The 15680-nt window shown below is 73.1% G+C and carries 14 protein-coding genes; 8 read left to right on the forward strand and 6 right to left on the reverse strand.

What is annotated here, in order from left to right; all coding sequences use genetic code 11:
* Positions 1 to 6 precede the first annotated feature (6 nt).
* The 3 genes from QMO56_RS00560 to QMO56_RS00570 all read right to left on the reverse strand — a co-directional run bounded on the left by QMO56_RS00560 (position 7) and on the right by QMO56_RS00570 (position 4011).
* On the reverse strand, positions 7 to 966 hold the full coding sequence (locus tag QMO56_RS00560; protein WP_349362328.1) for an NADH-quinone oxidoreductase subunit H: 960 nt from the start codon (positions 964 to 966) through the stop codon (positions 7 to 9).
* Positions 963 to 2978: a proton-conducting transporter membrane subunit gene (locus QMO56_RS00565; RefSeq protein WP_283523069.1), complete on the reverse strand. Its 2016-nt coding sequence runs from the start codon at positions 2976 to 2978 to the stop codon at positions 963 to 965. Before QMO56_RS00565 ends, QMO56_RS00560 begins: the two co-directional genes overlap by 4 nt.
* A 202-nt stretch (positions 2979 to 3180) precedes the next feature.
* The gene (locus QMO56_RS00570) at positions 3181 to 4011 is read right to left on the reverse strand and encodes an aldo/keto reductase (protein ID WP_283523070.1); all 831 of its coding nucleotides are present in this window, start codon (positions 4009 to 4011) and stop codon (positions 3181 to 3183) included.
* A 35-nt stretch (positions 4012 to 4046) separates the two neighbouring features.
* Here QMO56_RS00570 and QMO56_RS00575 point away from each other — a divergent pair, with 35 nt between their 5' ends.
* Positions 4047 to 4670 carry a hypothetical protein gene (locus QMO56_RS00575; protein ID WP_283523071.1) on the forward strand — a complete coding sequence of 208 codons (624 nt, stop codon included), beginning with the start codon at positions 4047 to 4049 and terminating at the stop codon, positions 4668 to 4670.
* 286 nt (positions 4671 to 4956) lie between these two features.
* Here the strand turns inward: QMO56_RS00575 and QMO56_RS00580 are convergent, their stop codons facing one another.
* Both QMO56_RS00580 and QMO56_RS00585 read right to left on the reverse strand, forming a co-directional pair.
* A complete protein-coding gene (locus QMO56_RS00580) occupies positions 4957 to 6120 on the reverse strand; it encodes a pyridoxal phosphate-dependent aminotransferase (protein WP_283523072.1) in 1164 nt (387 codons plus the stop codon).
* Between the two features lie 150 nt (positions 6121 to 6270).
* Entirely contained in the window at positions 6271 to 7686 is a 1416-nt protein-coding gene (locus tag QMO56_RS00585) for a gamma-glutamyltransferase (protein WP_283523073.1), read from the reverse strand.
* 52 nt (positions 7687 to 7738) lie between these two features.
* On the opposite strand from QMO56_RS00585, the gene QMO56_RS00590 reads away from it, so the two are divergent.
* From QMO56_RS00590 to QMO56_RS00615, 6 genes are all read left to right on the forward strand, one after another.
* Positions 7739 to 9157 carry a M48 family metalloprotease gene (locus QMO56_RS00590; RefSeq protein WP_283523074.1) on the forward strand — a complete coding sequence of 473 codons (1419 nt, stop codon included), beginning with the start codon at positions 7739 to 7741 and terminating at the stop codon, positions 9155 to 9157.
* A 4-nt stretch (positions 9158 to 9161) separates the two neighbouring features.
* Positions 9162 to 9923, forward strand: coding sequence for a DsbA family protein (locus QMO56_RS00595; RefSeq protein ID WP_283523075.1), 762 nt, complete (start codon positions 9162 to 9164; stop codon positions 9921 to 9923).
* Positions 9924 to 10069: 146 nt separating this feature from the next.
* On the forward strand, positions 10070 to 11035 hold the full coding sequence (locus QMO56_RS00600) for a succinylglutamate desuccinylase/aspartoacylase family protein (RefSeq protein ID WP_283523076.1): 966 nt from the start codon (positions 10070 to 10072) through the stop codon (positions 11033 to 11035).
* A 105-nt stretch (positions 11036 to 11140) separates the two neighbouring features.
* Entirely contained in the window at positions 11141 to 11818 is a 678-nt protein-coding gene (locus QMO56_RS00605) for an RraA family protein (protein ID WP_283523077.1), read from the forward strand.
* Between the two features lie 23 nt (positions 11819 to 11841).
* Positions 11842 to 12954, forward strand: a complete 1113-nt coding sequence (locus QMO56_RS00610) for an Ldh family oxidoreductase (RefSeq protein WP_283523078.1) — start codon at positions 11842 to 11844, stop codon at positions 12952 to 12954.
* Between the two features lie 13 nt (positions 12955 to 12967).
* Complete coding sequence (locus QMO56_RS00615) at positions 12968 to 13867, forward strand: NAD(P)-dependent oxidoreductase (protein ID WP_283523079.1); 900 nt, start codon at positions 12968 to 12970, stop codon at positions 13865 to 13867.
* Between the two features lie 133 nt (positions 13868 to 14000).
* Here the strand turns inward: QMO56_RS00615 and QMO56_RS00620 are convergent, their stop codons facing one another.
* Positions 14001 to 14765 carry a molybdopterin-binding protein gene (locus QMO56_RS00620; protein WP_283523080.1) on the reverse strand — a complete coding sequence of 255 codons (765 nt, stop codon included), beginning with the start codon at positions 14763 to 14765 and terminating at the stop codon, positions 14001 to 14003.
* A gap of 169 nt (positions 14766 to 14934) precedes the next feature.
* Here QMO56_RS00620 and QMO56_RS00625 point away from each other — a divergent pair, with 169 nt between their 5' ends.
* On the forward strand, positions 14935 to 15678 hold the full coding sequence (locus tag QMO56_RS00625; RefSeq protein ID WP_283523081.1) for a sulfite exporter TauE/SafE family protein: 744 nt from the start codon (positions 14935 to 14937) through the stop codon (positions 15676 to 15678).
* Positions 15679 to 15680: the final 2 nt, after the last annotated feature.

Below are 15680 nucleotides of genomic sequence, written 5' to 3' on the forward strand. Positions count from 1 at the left end.
CCCTCCTCAGGCCAATCCGGTGGAGAGGAACAGGAAAACCGCCCCCAGCAGCGCCAGCAGCAGCGCCGCGCCGAGGAATTCCGGCACGCGAAAGACGCGCATCTTGGCGATGGCGCTCTCGAAGACCGCCAGCGCCACCGCCAGCACGCCGAGCTTGATGGCCCAGGCCAGCAGGCCGAGCAGCCACCCCAGCGGCCCGGCATCCGCCCCCGCCGTGCCGAAGGGGAAGAAAAGCGCCGCCAGCAGCGTCAGCCAGAGGGTCAGCCGCAGGGCGCCCTGCATCTCCCACAGCGCGAGTTGCCGGCCGGAGGATTCCAGCAGCATCGCCTCGTGCACCATGGTCAGTTCCAGATGGGTGGCGGGGTTGTCCACCGGCAGGCGTCCATTCTCGGCCAGCGCCACCGCCAGCAGCGCCAGCAATGCCAGGCCGAGCGTGACGCGCAGCCCCACCATGCCCTCCTGCAGCAGGGTGCCGATGGCGTCGAGATTGGTGGTGCCGGCCAGGATGGCGAAGGCGAGCACCGCCAGCACGAAAGCCGGTTCGGCGAAGGCGGCGAAGCTCATCTCGCGCGCGGCGCCGAGATCGCCGAAGGCGGTGCCGACATCCATCGCCGCCAGCGCCAGGGCGAAGCGCGCGAGCGCCAGCAGCCCCGCCACCAGGATCAGGTCGGCCATCGGCGCCAGCAGCATGCCATGCGCGAAGCCCGGCACCAGCGCCGCCGCCGCCGCCGTGGCCCCGAGCGCGGCATAGGGCGCGGCGAGCGAGACCACCGAGGCGTTCTCCGCCAGCAGGGGCTGCTTGCGCACCAGCTTGCGCAGGTCCCGCCAGGGCTGCAGCGGGTTCGGCCCCTGCCGCCCCATCAGCCGCGCCTTCAGCCAGCGCACCACCCCCACCAGCAGGGGCGCCGCGGCCAGCATCAGCGCGAGATGCAGGAGCTGGGAAAGGATGGCGGGCAGCAGCGTCACGGCGCTCCCCCCGCGCCGAGCCAGGCCAGCAGCACCAGCAGCAGCACCAGCATGCCGAAGCTGAGGCCGAGGAACTGGCGGATGGTGAGGTCGCGCAGCCGTTCCGCCGCGACCGCCAGCCTGTCGCGCAGCCGCAGCAACGGGCGCAGCAATGCCGGCAAGAGGGGATCATGGAAGCCGCTTTCCAGCCGGGCGGGGTCCGGGCTGCCGGGCGGCGGCCGCTCCACCGCCTCGCGCGCCGCCAGCAGCGGCCCGCCGAGCATCCGGCGCAGCGGCTGGGCGAAGCCGGCGGCGCTGGCCTGCGTGGCCGGGTCGCCGAAGGGCAGGTGCGCCGGCGGGGCGATGAAGCCGCCATCCCAGACCGGACCGCGTGCCGCCGGGCGCGGCGAGAGGTGCCGCACCAGCGCCACCAGCCCGATCAGCAGCAGCGCCGCCACGATCACCAGGGCCAGCGGCCGGTAGCCGGAGCCGGAGGCCGAGGGGCCAACCAGCCAGAAGGAGGCCTCCGCCACCCCGTCATGCCCGCTGATCCGCGCCACCGCCGGCGCGCCGAGCGCCAGCAGCGCGCCCGGCAGCAGCCCAACGGCCGTCACCAGCGCCGCCAGCCCCAGCAGCGCCGCACGGCAGACCGGATCGGCGTCCTGCGCGCCCATGGTGCGCGGGGTGCGCGGGCGGCCGAGGAAGGTAAGCCCCCAGAGGCGCAGCATTGCCGCCGCCCCGAGCGCGGCCGAGAGCGCCGCCACCGCCGTGCAGGCCGCCACCAGCACCTGCAGGCCGAGCGACCCCACCCGCCAGGCGGAGAGCAGCGCCTGCAGCAGCAGCCACTCGCCGGCGAAGCCCGCCAGCGGCGGCAGGGCCGCGGCCGCGGCGGCGCCGGCCAGGGCGCAGAGCGCGACCAGCGGCATGGCGTGGATCAGCCCGCCCAGCCGGTCCAGGCGGCGCGATCCGGCGCTGTGCTGCACCTCACCGGCCGCCAGGAAGAGCAGCGTCTTGAACAGCGCGTGGCCCAGCGCGTGCAGCAGCCCCGCCCCCGCCGCCAGCGCCGCCAGCGGCCCGAGATCGGCCGCGCGCAGCACCGCCGAGAGGCCGAAGCCCATGGCGATGAAGCCGATATTCTCGATGGTGGAGCAGGCCAGCAGCGTCTTGCTGTCGGTCTCCTGGGTGGCGCGCAGGGCGCCGAGCAGGGCCGAGGCCGTGCCCAGCAGCAGCAGCGGCACGCCCCAGGCGAGCGGCTGCGCCGGGCCGCCGAGGTCCAGCGCCAGCCGGGCGACGACATAGAGCGCCACCTTGGTCATGGCGCCCGACATCAGGGCCGAGACATGGCTCGGCGCCACCGGATGCGCGATCGGCAGCCAGCCATGCAGCGGCACCAGCCCCGCCTTGGAGCCGGCGCCGAGCAGCACCAGCGCCATCACCACGCCCGCCACCCAGCCCTGCGGCGGGGTGGCGCGCATCCCGGCGAAGGAAAGATCCCCGGTGAGGCCGGCCAGCAGCCCGACCGCGGGGATCAGGCAGGCGGCGCCGAACAGCGCGAAACCCAGATAGAGCCGCGCCGCCGCACGCTCCGCCTCGCCCTGCTGCGCGGCGAGCAGCGCCCAGGAGGCGAGCGACATGGCCTCGAAGCCGAGCAGCAGGGTGAAGCCGTCGGCGGCCAGCAGGGTCAGCGCCATGCCGGCAAGGAACAGCGGATAAGGCACCAGCCGGCGCGGTGGCGCGGCCGCCTCATGCACCCAGGCGTAGAGGCCGCAGGCGACGCCCACCAGGCCGAGCAGCAGCAGGAACCAGGCGGAGAGCCCGTCCAGCGCCAGGGTCAGCGGCGCCCAGGGCGGGCCGACGGGGAGCAGCAGCACGGCGCCATCGCCAAGGGCCAGCCCGGCGACCGCCAGCAGCACGAAGCCGGCTGAGGCGGCGATCCCGCCCCCATGCACCAGCCGCGCGCCTCTCCCGGCAAGCGCGCCCAGCGGCGCCAGCAGCAGGAGGCCGAGCAGGAGAAAGGCGAGGGCCACGGTCACGGTGGTGAGGATAGGCAGAGGCCCGCCGGGCCGGAAGCCGCAATCCGGCGGGCCACTTTCCTGGCGGAGGCTGGCGGGAAAAGACCGGGGGAAGGAATTCCCCCGGACCCCCATCTTTTTTCTTCGGGTTCAGGCGCGCACGGCCTGCGATGAACAGAAAAAAGATGGGGGGCTTGGGGGGAATTCATTCCCCCCGACCTTTTCAGAGCATCTCCAGCGGCTGCTTGCGCTTCGGCGGCGGGAAGGCGGAATCGAGTTCCGCCAGGTCCTCCGGCGTCAGCACCACTTTCCAGACATCCGCGTTCTCGCGCAGATGCGCCTCGCCTGCCGCCTTGGGAATGCTGATGACGTTGCCGCCGCGCAGCGTCCAGGCCAGCGCCACCTGAGCGGGCGAGATGCCCTGCCGCGCCGCGATATGCTTCAGTGCCGGGTGCCGCAGCAGCGCGCCGCCCTGCCCCACCGGCGAATAGGCCATCACCGGCATCTTCATCCGCGCCGCATAGGGCAGCAGGTCGAACTCCACCCCGCGTGCCTCCAGGTTGTAGAGCACCTGATCGGTGGCACAGCCGGACAGCGCCGGGCCGAGTTCCTCCAGGTCGGCGACGTCGAGGTTGGAGACGCCCCAGCGACGGATCTTGCCTTCCCGCACCAGTTTTTCCATCGCCTCCACCGTCTCCGCCAGCGGCACGCTACCGCGCCAGTGGAGCAGATAGAGGTCGATCACGTCCGTCTTCAGCCGCTTCAGGCTGCGCGCGCAGGCTTCCGGCAGGCGGCTGCGGGAGGCGTTCTGCGGATAGGCCTTGGTGACGAGGAACACCTCGTCCCGCCGCCCGGCGATGGCCTCGGCCACCACCTCCTCCGCGCCGCCCTCGCCATACATCTCGGCGGTGTCGATCAGGGTGAGGCCCAGGTCCAGCCCGAGTCGGAGGGTGCGCGCCTCGGCGGCACGGTCGGAGCCCCGCTCGCCCATCTTCCAGGTCCCCTGCCCGAGGGCGGGAACGCTGGTTTCATCCGGAAAGGTGACAGTGTTCATGGCAAGCTCCCGATGCCGTCCCTATCTTGCGCCACATGCGCCCAACCGCCACCCTGCCGCCGATCGCCGCCCTCGTGCTGCTGGCCGCCCTGCCGGCGCATGCGGCACCCGACCAGTTCGGATCCTGGATCCTGAACTGCTCCACCGACCCGATGACCGACCAGTCCACCTGCCGCATGACCCATGCCCAGCCGGTGGAGCCCGCAACCGAGCACATGCCCGCCCTGGCGCTGGAAATCGCGCCGCGGCGGGGCCGGCTGGTGCCGGTGGTGACGGCACGGGACCTCAACCTGGAAGGCGCCCTGCGCGGCCTGCTGGCATTGACCGGCACGGCGCAGCTCCGCTTCCCGCCCAATCCGCTGTTCGAGATGCCCTGCGGGCTGGAGGGCCGCTCCGTCGTCTGCGCCCCGCGCCCTGAGGACGCCGCCCGCGCCGCCGAGGAACTGCCGAAAGCGGACCAGGTGCTGGTGCGCGTGCTCGGCTTCGGCAGCGCGACCGCCGAATCCGCACCACACGAATTGCCGCTCTCGCAGACGCCGGAGGCGCTGGCCGCCTTCCGTGCCGAGGTGCCCCCGGAGCAGGCGGACACCCCCCCGCCGGCCTTCAACCTGCGCGAGATGATCCAGCGCCTGCAACACTACTTCTTTTCGCCGCAGTAGCGCGGTCCGGCCGGTCGTCTGGCGCGGAGGGCTGGCCGGCGCCGGGCTGCGCGCCCACGGGCCGGGAAGCGACCGTCAGGGCGCCCGCCGCCACGCCGCCGCCGGAGTGCCGCAGGAAGATGCGGCGTGTGAGGAAGCCCGGCAGGGGCTGCGGACTGCGGCTGCCCATGGTCATCATGCATCTCCCCGGCTGGCATGGGGCGGCCATGCGCCGCCTCCGGCGAGGTGAACAAACGGACAGGTCGAGGGTTGCGGACCAGGACCGTCAGGCCGGCCCGCCGCCCTGTCAGCGCCGCAGCCAGCGGCGCAGCCGCTCCGGCGCCTCGGCGATGGCCGCCTCCGCCCCGCAATAGGAAAAGCGCAGGAAGCGCTGGCCCCGCGCGCGGTCGAAGTCCACCCCGGGCGTCGCGGCGATGCCGGCCTCGGCCAGCATGCGGGCGGCGAACTCCACGCTGTCATTGGTCAACTGGCTGACATCGGCCCAGAGGTAGAAGGCACCATCTGCCTCGGCGAGCCGGTCGAAGCCGGCGGCGGGCAGGCCGGCCAGCAGCGCATCGCGGTTGCGGCCATAGGCGGCCTTGTTGGCCTCCAGCTCCGCCGTGCAGTCGAAGGCCGCCTCCGCCGCCACCTGGGAGACATGCGGCGCGCTGATGAACAGGTTCTGCGCCAGGCACTCCACCGGCCGGACCAGATCCTCCGGCAGCACCAGCCAACCGATGCGCCAGCCCGTCATCGAGAAGTACTTGGAGAAGCTGTTCACCACCACCGCGCTGGGACTGAAGGCGGCGGCGGTGCTCTCGGACATGCCGTAGGAGAGGCCGTGGTAGATCTCGTCGGAGATCAGCCGCACCCCGTTCGCGTGGCACCAGCGGGCGATCGCCGCCAGTTCCTCGGGCGCCAGCATGGTGCCGGCCGGGTTGCAGGGCGAGGCGACGATCAGCCCGTCGGGCCGCGGGTCCAGCGCCTCCAGCATGGCGATGGTCGGCTGGAAGCGGGTCGTGGCGTCACAGGGCAGCAGTTGCGGCACCATGCCGAGGGCGGTCAGGATATTCGCATAGGGCGGATAGTAGGGCGCGGCCATGGCGACGCGGTCACCCGGGTCGAAGGCGGCGAGAAAGGCCAGCGGGAAGGCCCCGGAGGCGCCCACCGTCACCGCCACGCGCTCCGCAGCGACGGCTGCACCGTACTTCTCCGCATAATGCCGGGCGATGCGCTCGCGCAGGGAGCGCAGGCCGAAAGCCTCCGTGTAGCCCATCGGCGCACCGGCCTGGAGGGCACGGATCGCCGCCTCGGCGGCGCCGCGCGGCGCTCCGGTGGAGGGCTGGCCCACCTCCATGCGCAGCACGCCGGGGGCGCCGGGCGGCAGGCTGAGCGCGGCCGCATTGGCGGCGGCGATGACGTCCATCACCAGGAAGGGCGGCGCCTCGGCGCCTCGTCCGGTCTTGAGCATGAGGCCTTCCCGAAGAAACCAAGGTCGGGGGAATGAATTCCCCCGACCCCCCTTCTTCTTTTTGTCAGTTTTGGGCTGCGCTTGCGGCTCGCCCAGGAAACCCGAAGAAAAAAGATGGGGGTCCGGGGGAATTCCTTCCCCCGGACTTTTTTACTGGCCGCCGATCAGCGCCAGCCCGAAGCCACGTGGGTCGGCGGCGGCGGCGCAGCGGTCCTCGCGGCCCGGCAGATAGCGCGGGCAGCTGATGGCGTTGGCACTTCCCGGCGCCGGGACGGCCGCCACCGCCTCGTTCACCGGCGAGCCGTTCAGCAGCACGCGCGCCGCCGGCAGCGCCAGGGCGATCGGCGCCGCGCCCTGGCCGGTCGCCGCCCCGGCATAGCGGAAGGCGCGCAGGTTGGCGTTGTAGGCCAGGGTGGCGGCGAGCAGCGGCGGCTCCACGCGGCCCCGGTTGGGCGCGGCGGCCATAACGAAGCCGAGCTGCGGCACCACGCGCCCGGTGCCGAACAGGTTGTTCAGCGTGAAGGCGCAGGAGACGGCGTTGCCCTCCCGGTCCAGCGTCACGAGGCTCGCCGAGGCCGGCAGCGCCGGCACCGGCCCCTCCAGCGGCAGCGGGCTGGCGAGCAGGCTGGCCGGGTCGCCGCCCCGCTCGCGCCAGACCCGCGAGACGGCGAGGCCGCGCTGCGAGGCGGCGTCCACCCCTGCACCGGATTGCAGCGCCTGGAAGGCGGCGGCGCCGGCCAGGCCGCCATCGGCCGGCGGCGGCAGGAAGGCGAGCAGGTCGGAACCGATCCGCATCTCCAGCGGCTTCGCCACGACCGGCACGGCCGGGCGCAGGTCCTCAAGCGTCAGCGGGCCGCCGGCCCGGGCCGAAAACTCCACGAGGCGCCGGGCCATGGCGCCCTGGTAGAGGTCGCCCACGCCGGCGACGCGCAGCGCCGAAAGCGTGCCGCCGAGGTCGGGCTGCACCAGCTGCGCGCCCTCGGTCAGCGGTTGGCCGTCGGGACCGGTGAAGGCGGCGCGCGCCTGCGGGTCGGCCAGCAGCGGCCCGGCCACGGCCGCGAGGTCCTGCGCCAGGGCGCGGGACGTGGTGGCGCCGAAGCGGGCGAGCTGCTCGGCGGGCGCGATCAGCTCGTTGAAGGGTCGGCGCGGCAGGCGCGTGTGCAGGGCGAAGAGGCCGCGCGCCAGCATCGGCACCGCCGCCGGGCGGTCGCCCACCGGGCCCTGCGGCGCCGGCGCCGTGGCGGGGAACAGCACCGCCTCGGTGTTGCCGCGCTCCCGATTGAAAACGAGGCAGGCGCCGCCGCCGCCCAGCCCGGTGCGGGAAGGCAGCGTCACCGCCATCGCGAATCCGGCCGCCACCGCCGCATCCACCGCCGTGCCGCCGGCGGAGAGCACCTCCCGCCCCACCAGCGCGGCGCGGGGCTCGTCCGCCACCACGCCGCCGAGGAAGCCGCGGACATGGCCGGGCTGCCCTTCGGGCGGCGTGTTGTCGCCGACCACGCTGTTCACCGCGCTGCCGACGGTGCCGCAGCCGGAGAGGCCGAGGAATCCGGCCGCCGCCAGCAAAGCGGGCCAGGATGCTGGCCGCTTCCGCCCACCCCGGGCTAGGCTGCCGCCCATGCGAAGCCTGTCGGCCCCGTTCCGCGCGCTGCTGCTCATGCTGGCGTTCTTCACTCCGTTGCTGCTCGCCGGGGCCGTGCAGGCCCAGGCCGGGAACCAGGGCGGCCGCGGCGTCGTGCTGATCCGGGACGCCGAGACGGAAAGCATGATCCGCGACTTCGCGCATCCCCTGTTCCGGGCCGCAGGGGTCGATCCGGCGCTGGTGCGCATCACACTGATCCAGGACCGGGCCATAAACGCCTTCGTCACCACCGGCAACCGCCTCTTCATCCACACCGGCCTGATCCAGCAGGCCGATTCGGCGGCGGAACTGGTCGGCGTGCTGGCGCATGAGACCGGCCACATCGCCGGCGGCCACCTGGCGCAGCTGCCGGAGCAGATGCACCTCGCCATGCTGCGCGCCGTCGCCGCCCTGCTGGCCGGCGGCGCCGCGGCGGCGGCCACGGGGCATGGCGAGGCGCTGGGCGCCATCGCCATGGGCGGGCAGGCCAGCGCGATGGGCGAATTCTACGCCTTCAGCCGCGGCCAGGAGCAGGCGGCGGACCAGGCCGCCCTCAGCTATCTCGCCATCCGGCGCTGGCCGGCGGAAGGGCTGGAACGGCTGCTGCGCCGCCTGCTGGACCAGGAGCTTCTCGCGGTCGGGCGGCAGGACCCGTATTTCCGCACCCATCCGCTCTCGCAGGACCGGGTGGCCTTCGTGCAGGAGCGCATCGCCCGCGCCGGGGCGGAGCACACGGCGCTGCCGCCCGACTTCGAGGCCCGTTTCGCCATGGTGAGGGCGAAGCTGAACGGCTTCCTCGGCAGCCCGCAGGCGCTGCGCCGGCTCTACCCGGAGCGTGACGGCTCGGCCCCGGCCCGCTATGCCCGGAGCATCGCCCTGTACCGCAGCGGGCGGATCGCCGAGGCGGTCGCCCTGATGGAGGAACTGCTGCGGGAGCAGCCGGGCAGCCCCTGGCTGCACGAAATGAAGGGGCAGATCCTGTTCGAGGGCCATCGCCCGCAGGCGGCGCTGCCCGCCTATGCCGAGGCGGCGCGCCTGGCCCCCGGCGAGCCGCTGATCCGCACCGCGCATGCGCATGTGATGATCGAGCTCGGCACACCCGCGCTATTGCGCGCCGCGGTGCGGGAGCTGGAGGCCAGCCTGGCGCTCGACCGCGAGGCTGGCTTCGCCTGGCACCAGCTCGGGGTGGCGCAGGGCCGGTTCGGCAACCTGCCGATGGCCGACCTGGCCCTGGCGGAGGAGGCCATGCTGAAGGAGAACTTCCCCGATGCCCGCTTCCTGGCCCGCCGGGCCGCGGAAGCCCTCCCTCCCGGACCCGCCCGGCTGCGGGCGCAGGACCTGCGCAACGCCGCGCGGCCGGAGAACATGACGCCGGAGCAGCGCGAGGCCGAACAGGCCCAACGACGGAGACGATGACGACGTGACGAGAATCCGGTTCATGGCGGCGAGATTCGCCCTCGGTGCGGCCCTGCTGCTCGGCATGGCGCCGCCACTTGCCGCCCAGGCGCTCTCCCCACAGCAGCGGGAGGAGGTGGTCGGCATCGTGCGGGACGCGCTGCGCAGCGACCCCTCCATCCTGCGCGACGCGCTCATGGCGCTGCAGCAGGCCGAGCAGGAGGACCGCAGCGCCGGCCAGCGCGCCGCCATCGCGGCGCATGAGGAATTGCTGCTGCGCGACCCGGCGGACCCGGTGAAGGGCAACCCGCGCGGCGACGTGACCATCGTCGAGTTCTTCGACGTCCGCTGCGGCTACTGCAAGGCGCTGCATCCCACCATGGAGGCGCTGCTGCGCGAGGACCCGCAGGTGCGGCTGGTGCTGAAGGACCTGCCGATCCTCGGCCCGAACAGCGTGCTCGCCAGCCGCGCCCTGCTGGCGGCGCAGCGCCAGGGCAAGTACGCGGCCCTGCAGGACGCGCTGATGCGGCTGAAGGGTGAGCCGACCGAGGCGGCGCTGCAGGCCGAGGCGCAGCGCGCCGGGCTCGACTGGCCGCGCCTGCAACGCGACATGCAGGACCCGGCGCTGAAGGCCCGTCTGCAGGACCATGTGGCACTGGCCCGCGCGCTCGGCATCGAGGGCACGCCGGCGCTCGTCATCGGCGGCAGGCTGGTGCCGGGCGCGGTGGACCTGCCGACGCTGCGGCAGCTCGTCGCGGAGGCGCGCCAGGCGGCGAAGCCCGGCTGAGCCTCGCGCCGCCGTGCGGTTGCCCATCCCGCCCCCGTGTATAAGAGTGCCACGGGAGACAACGGGGAGATGGCCGTGGCGGCGCAGAGGAATGCGCTTCCGGGGGCGGGCCATGCACCGCTGCCCGGTCGCGGGGGGCTCCAGAGGTGAGCGAGGCGGCGGCGCCGGACTTCCTGCCGCATTTTCCGGTGCAGCTTCCGGTTCCGGATCTTCGGCCCTGGCTGCGCGGCAACCTGATGGAAGGCGTCTGGAGCTTCACGGCCGCCGCGCCCGGACCGCATGTCGTGCTGGTCAGCCTGATCCATGGCAACGAGTTCGCCGGCGCCCTGCTGCTGTCGCGCTGGCTGGAGCAGGGGCTGCGGCCCCTGCGGGGGCGCCTGACGCTGGTTTTCGCCAACTTCGCCGCCTTCGCCCGCTTCAACCCCGCCGACCCCACCCTCAGCCGCTTCCTCGACGAGGACATGAACCGCGTCTGGAGCGACCGTGTGCTGCAGGGCCACCGCCGCAGCCGGGAGCTGGACCGCGCGCGCGAGCTCTGCCCGGTGCTCGACAGCGCCGACCTGCTGCTCGATCTGCACAGCATGCTCTGGCCCTCCGACCCGCTGATCATCACCGGCACGCCGCACCACGCGCTGCGCATGGGGGCGCGGCTCGGCATCCCGCCGCTGGTGGTGGCGGATGAGGGGCACAGCACCGGGCTGCGGCTGATCGACCGCCCCGGCTTCGCCGACCCTGCCGGCAACCGCACGGCGCTGCTGGTGGAGGGCGGCCAGCACTGGGCGCCGGCGACGCTGGAGACGCTGGAGGGCTGCGCCACCGCCCTGCTGCGCGAAAGCGGCTGCCTGGACCTGCCGCCCCCTCCGCTCGCAGCGCCGCCACGCCTCGCGCAAGTGACGCGCACGGTGGTGGCGCGCACGCATGGCTTCGCCTTCGTGCAGCCCTTCCGCGGCGGCACCGTGGTCCCCGTCCGCAACACGCTGCTGGCGCTGGATGGCGAGACCGAGATCCGCACCCCGCATGACGACTGCCTGCTGGTGATGCCGAGTCCGCGCACCATGCGCGGCCATACCGCCGTGCGGCTGGCCCGCTTCCTGTCGCCGGGCGAGATCTGAGCCGCCCCGGCGCCGCAGGGTGCGGAGGGACGATTGCAGACAGTTGACATATGAGGCAGCCTGAGGCCACGGCGCCGGAACGGCGCATCGAGGGAGCGGACAGGAATGACCATCGGGCTGCGCATCGCCGAACGGCAGGATCGTGTCTCACCGGCGCTGGCGGAGCGCGCCGCGAAGCTGCCGGTGGCCAATATCGGCGACGTCATGAACCGCATGCAGGCCATGCGCGGCGGCTTCCTCGCCTATGGCGGCCGCCGCGCCGTCGCCGGCCCGGCGCTGACCGTGCGCGTCCGCCCCGGCGACAACCTGATGCTGCACCGGGCGATCGACCTGGCCCAGCCCGGCGATGTGGTGGTCTGCGACGGCGGCGGCGACCTCTCCATCGCCGTCGCCGGCGACCTGATGTGCAGCCACGCCGCCGCCCGGGGCATCGCCGCGCTGGTGATCGATGGCGCGGTGCGCGACATCAGGGAACTGGCGGCGATGCAGCTCGGCGTCTGGGCGCGTGGCGCCACCCCGGCCGGTCCGTACAAGGAGGGTCCCGGCGAGATCGGCTATCCGCTCGCCTGTGGCGGGCTGGTGGTCAGCCCCGGCGACCTGATCGTGGCCGATGAGGATGGCGTGGTGGTGGTGCCGCTGGCCGCCGCCGAGTCGGTGGTCGCCGCCGCCGAGGCCCATGCGGCCAAGGAGGGCGCCATCACCGCCGCCATCCGTGGCGCGGGCTGGGAGCGCGGCTGGGTCGAGGAGACGCTGGCCGCCAAGGGGTGCGCGGTCACCCGCTGACCACGCCGGAAGGAAGATCCGCCATGCGCGCCACCGCCGAGAGCGTCCGCCGGCAGATCATCGGCATCCTGCTGGCCTGGGGCATGGACCCGGACCTCGCCGCCACCACGGCCGAGGCCATGGTGCAGACCGACCTCATGGGCATCGACTCGCACGGCCTGTCGATGCTGATGATGTACGAGAAGCTGCGGGACGGCGGCCAACTCCACCTCCAGGCCCGCCCGCGCGTGCTGCGGCAGAACGCCTGCACGGCGCTGGTGGATGGCGGCGCCGGGCTGGGCCATCCTGTCGCCACCATGGCCATGGAACTGGCGGTGGAGAAGGCGCTGGCCGCCGGCATCGGCGCCGTGGGCGTCTGCAACTCGCACCATTTCGGCGCCGCCGGCCATTACGCGCGGATCGCCGCGCGGCGCGGCGTGCTGGGCATGGTGATGACCACCGCGCGCAGCGTGATGGCGGTGCCGGCGCGTGGTGCGGCGCCAATGCTCGGCACCAACCCCATCGCCCTGGCCGCGCCGGATGCCGATGGCGAGCCGGCCTTCGTGCTGGACATGTCGAGCACCACCGTCGCCGGCAACAAGGTCAAGGTCTACGACCTCAACGGCAAGCCGATGCCGGAGGGCTGGGTGATGGATGGCGAGGGCCGCCCCGTCACCGATGCCGCGGAGGGCATGGCCTATCTGTACAAGCGCGCCGAGGGCGGGCTGACGCCACTCGGCGGCACCGTCGAGACCGGCGGGCACAAGGGTTACGGCCTCGGTGTGATGGTGCAGATCCTGGCCGGCACGCTGACCGGCGGCGCCTTCTCCTTCCTGCGCAACCGCACGGCGCCGCCCGGAGCGCCGGACAATATCGGCCATTTCTTCCTGGCCATCGACCCGGCCGCCTTCCGCCCGCCCGAGGAATTCCACCAGGACCTCGGCGCGTTGCTGGACACCTTGCGCCAGACGCCGCCCGCCCGGCCGGACCGGCCGGTGCTGATTCCCGGCGACCCGGAGCGAATGGAGCATGCCGCGCGCAGCGCCGGGGGCATTCCGGTGCCGGAGAGCCTGGCGCGGCATGTGCGCGACATCTGCGCCCGCTGCGGCGCCGAGTACCTGCTGGAGGACCTGCCCGGTGCCGCACGCCCGGCCTGAAAGGGAACACGCGATGCAGCCGATCACGCCTCCTGCCCGCCTTGCCTTCGTCGGCCTCGGCGTCATGGGCGCTTCCATGGCCGCCAACCTGCGGCGCGCCGGCTTTGAACTCACGGTGCACAACCGCAGCCGCGGCAAGGCAGCGACGCTGGAGCAGGCCGGCGCCGTCTGGGCCGGCAGCCCCGCCGAAGCCGCACGCGGGGCCGCCGCCGTCGCCCTCTGCCTGCCCGACACGCCGGATGTGGAAGCCGTCCTGTTCGGCCCCCAGGGCGTGGCGGAGGCTCTCGCCCCTGGCATGGTGGTGGTGGACTTCTCCAGCATCGCCGCCAGCGCCACCGCCGGCTTCGCCCGCCGCCTGCGGGAGGAGCGCGGCGCCTTCCTGCTGGACAGCCCGGTCTCCGGCGGCCCGGCCGGGGCACGGGACGGCACCCTGACCTGCATGGTCGGCGGCGAGGCGGAGGCCTTCGCCGCCGCGCAGGCCGTCTTCGCCGCGGTCGGGCGCAGCGTGACGCATCTCGGCTCGCCCGGCGCCGGGCAGGTCTGCAAGTCGGCCAACCAGCTCATCATCAGCGGCACGATGCAGATGGTGTTCGAGGCGCTGGCCCTCGGCCGCAAGGCGGGGCTCGATCCGGAGGCGATGCGGCAGGCGCTGCTCGGCGGCTCCGCGCGCTCGGCGGTGCTGGAGGCCCATGCCAAGCGCTACATCGACGGTGCCACCCAGCCGGGCTTCCGCGCCGAGCTGATGCGCAAGGACATGCGCCTGGCCCTCGGCGCCGTAAGGGACCACGGCGTTTTCGCGCCCGGCACCGCCATGGCGGCACAGATGCTGGAGGCGCTGGTCAACAGCGGGCGCGGCGGAAAGGACTCGGCCGCGCTGGGCGAGCTGGTGGCGGAACTTTCGGGACTCGCGTGAAACAAGGCTGGGGGAATGAATTCCCCCGAACCCCCTTCTTTCTTCTGTCAGTTCCCGCGCCCTCTCGCAGCGACCGCCAAACTGACAAAGAAAAGATGGGGGTTCGGGGGAATTCCTTCCCCCGATCTTTTCCTCACACCGGCTCGCCCTCGATCGGCGGGAAGCCCAGCGACTTCATGAAGTCGCCGATAGCGGCGATGGCCTGCTCCACCCGCGCCGCGTCCACGCCCTTGGCGACGAGCGCCACGCCGTTGCCGGTGGGCCGGTAATAGGGATAGGAGCCGATATCGATCTCCGGGAAATCGGCCTGAATGCGCCCGAGCCCCTCGGCGAGTTGTCCTTCCATCAGCCCATGGGCGTGCAGCGCGCGCGAGACGACCGGCGCACCGCCCTGCAGCTTCGGCGCCAGCCCCTCGAACATCGCCTGCATGATGCGCGGCACACCGGCCATCACGTGCACGTTGCCGATGATGAAGCCCGGCGCCACCGAGACGGGGTTGTCGATCAGCGTGGCGCCGCGCGGCATGGTGGCCATGCGCTGGCGGGCGGCGTTGAAGTCGCCGGGCGGGGTCTGGCGGGCGTAGTGGGCCGCCAGCCGCTCCCAGGCCTCGGGGTGCGGTTCCCAGGGCACCCCGAAGGCGGCGGCGATGCACTCGGCGGTGATGTCGTCATGCGTCGGGCCGATGCCGCCCGTGGTGAAGACGTAGTCGAACTTCGCCCGCACCTCGTTGACGGTGGCGATGATGGTCTCCCGCACATCGGGAATGACGCGCACCTCGCGCAGCGGGATGCCGATCTCGCCGAGCCGCGTCGCCAGGAACTTCAGATTGGCGTCCTGGGTGCGGCCCGAGAGCACCTCGTTGCCGATGATGAGCAGGCAGGCGGTGGGATTCGTCACGGGCAGGCTCCTCGCAGGGCTCGGCTCGCGCCGGCGGGCGGGAGCGGTCAGCCCCATCATCCCCCGGCGCCACGCTGGCGGGAAGGGTGCCGCGCGGCGGCCGATATTTGCCTTTCTCTTCAGGGGGCGCCCATGCTGGAGTCAGGCCCTGGCCCGGCACGGAGCCGCCATGGGAACGGATCTCCTGTATTTCGCGGCCATCGGCTTCCTGGCGCAGCTCGTGGATGGCGCGCTCGGCATGGCCTTCGGCATCATCTGCTCGTCCAGCCTGCTGGCCTTCGGCCTGACGCCGGCCGTGGCCAGCGCCGCCGTCCACACCGCCGAAGTGGTGACGACAGGGCTCTCCGGCCTGTCGCACCTCTACCACCGCAATGTGGAGAAGCGGCTGTTTCTGCGGCTGGCCGTGGCGGGCGTCCTCGGCGGGGTGGCGGGCGCCTTCCTGCTGATCGGCCTTCCGGAGCGCGCCGTTCGCGGCTTCGTCGCCGTCTATCTCGTCTGCATGGCGCTGCTGATCCTGGGGCGCGCGCTGGGGCATATCCGCTCCACCCGCCCCCCTCCGGTGATGCTGCTCGGGGCCAGCGGCGGCTTTCTCGACGCCATCGGCGGCGGCGGATGGGGGCCGATCGTCACCTCCACCCTGCTCGCCAGCGGCAGCGACCCGCGCCGCGCGATCGGTACGGTGAACTGCGCCGAGTTCTTCGTCACCGTGGCGGTCTCGGTGACGCTGGTGCTGCATCTGGACATCAGCCAGCTCGGCCGCGTGGTGCTGGGGCTGATCCTCGGCGGCGCGCTGGCGGCGCCGCTGGCGGGCTACCTGCTGCGCATCCTGCCGCACCGGGCCGTGCTCGGGATGGTGACGCTGGTGGTTTCCTGCCAGGCGGCGATCGCCATCTGGCACCTGCTGCGGACCTGAGA

Origin of the sequence: Roseomonas sp. E05, assembly GCF_030063475.1 — a bacterium.
In the GTDB taxonomy this organism is placed as follows: domain Bacteria; phylum Pseudomonadota; class Alphaproteobacteria; order Acetobacterales; family Acetobacteraceae; genus Pseudoroseomonas.

Excerpts from the sequence above, each read along its gene's own strand:
- QMO56_RS00575 (WP_283523071.1), top strand. The coding sequence starts at position 4,047 with ATGCGCCCAACCGCCACCCTGCCGCCGATCGCCGCCCTCGTGCTGCTG.
- QMO56_RS00625 (WP_283523081.1), top strand. The coding sequence starts at position 14,935 with ATGGGAACGGATCTCCTGTATTTCGCGGCCATCGGCTTCCTGGCGCAG.
- QMO56_RS00570 (WP_283523070.1), bottom strand. The coding sequence starts at position 4,011 with ATGAACACTGTCACCTTTCCGGATGAAACCAGCGTTCCCGCCCTCGGG.
- QMO56_RS00590 (WP_283523074.1), top strand. The coding sequence starts at position 7,739 with ATGCGAAGCCTGTCGGCCCCGTTCCGCGCGCTGCTGCTCATGCTGGCG.
- QMO56_RS00605 (WP_283523077.1), top strand. The coding sequence starts at position 11,141 with ATGACCATCGGGCTGCGCATCGCCGAACGGCAGGATCGTGTCTCACCG.
- QMO56_RS00580 (WP_283523072.1), bottom strand. The coding sequence starts at position 6,120 with ATGCTCAAGACCGGACGAGGCGCCGAGGCGCCGCCCTTCCTGGTGATG.
- QMO56_RS00610 (WP_283523078.1), top strand. The coding sequence starts at position 11,842 with ATGCGCGCCACCGCCGAGAGCGTCCGCCGGCAGATCATCGGCATCCTG.
- QMO56_RS00615 (WP_283523079.1), top strand. The coding sequence starts at position 12,968 with ATGCAGCCGATCACGCCTCCTGCCCGCCTTGCCTTCGTCGGCCTCGGC.